The sequence below is a fragment of the Limnovirga soli genome (assembly GCF_013106755.1).
Classification (GTDB): Bacteria; Bacteroidota; Bacteroidia; order Chitinophagales; family Chitinophagaceae; genus Limnovirga; species Limnovirga soli.
Genome location: NZ_WHPF01000038.1, coordinates 1 through 1,194 on the forward strand (window position 1 = coordinate 1; position 1,194 = coordinate 1,194).

1 protein-coding gene is annotated in these 1,194 nt (G+C 38.5%); it reads right to left on the minus strand.

What is annotated here, in order from left to right; all coding sequences use genetic code 11:
* Positions 1-9: 9 nt before the first annotated feature.
* Positions 10-1,005 (minus strand): IS110 family RNA-guided transposase, encoded by a 996-nt coding sequence (locus tag GD597_RS21660; protein WP_171610011.1) that lies wholly within the window; start codon positions 1,003-1,005, stop codon positions 10-12.
* Positions 1,006-1,194 lie beyond the last annotated feature (189 nt).

Here is a 1,194-nt window from a genome sequence, read left to right on the forward strand (position 1 = left end):
CAGCAAATATTAGGCTGCAATTTTATACTTATCCACATAAGGTTTTTGTTTTTTAACAACAGCAAACATAATATTGACTAGTTTAAATTTTATTTCGTTCATGACAGCCATGTGATGTTTCCCCAGGGCAATTCTTCGTTCATAGTAAAGGTTTAATTCTTTATTATGTAATACAGCCGCTCTGGCAGCCATTTGCAATAATGCCTTTATTTGCTGGTTGGCCATTTTGCTGGTTCTGGATTTTGCTTTGATGCTTGTACCTGATGTAAAGTCATAAGGTACAACCCCGATGTATGCGCCAAACTGCCTGCCGTTTTGAAAACTGGTAAAATTTTCTGTATAGGCAATCATAGTCCATGCATTGATCTGACCAATTCCCTTGATGGAAGTAAGCAGCTCAAAATTCAATTGGAATGCATCATTGGCTTTGATAAGCTTTACGATTTCATCTTCCGTTTTTTCAATGAGCTTCTGAAAATCAGCAACAGTCTTTTTAAACCTTTTCAAAATGCTGTCTGAATCAGGTAAGTCCATCATATACTGCAATTCTTTATACCTGTGGTCGTAAGCTTTGCGGTCTGCAACAAAATCTTCCCGCTGGCTTAAAAGCCTTTTAAGGCGTACAATATTAGCAAGACTGCCAGTTTCAGCTGCCAGTTTGGATTGCTTCTCATCGCCATATTCAGCAATGCGTTTTGCGTCAATCTTGTCGCTCTTGCCCCTGACCATACCCATTGATCTTTTTAGTGCAAGCCCGGAGATGCGCACATAACTAAACATTTTGGCCTGGCAGAACTGAACCAGCCTGTACTCATAGCCCCCGGTAAATTCCAATACAAAAAGGCAATCTTCAGGCTTTAATTTGTTTACTTTCAGCAAGGCCAGCAGTTTTTTAAATCCTTCTGAATCATTACTGATCTGAATATGCACTTCGATTGTTTTAATAAAAACATCCAGCGTTTTCTTTGATACATCAATGCCGATAATTGTTTTTCTTTGCTCCATAACTTTTTTTTGAAGGTTAAAAAAAGTTGCTGTTGTCTAAGACCTTTGTTAGTACTTGGTAACTACTATTCTACATGGACCTGCAGCAACTCAAAGAAGAACGGGGACTATTACGCAATTAGGGTCTGTAACCCAGTCGCACACTTAGTTCACCCCGTTCTTTTCTTTTGCAATTATCCACATTTTTAA

Coding starts and splice junctions, on each gene's coding strand:
- GD597_RS21660 (WP_171610011.1), bottom strand. CDS start 1,005: ATGGAGCAAAGAAAAACAATTATCGGCATTGATGTATCAAAGAAAACG.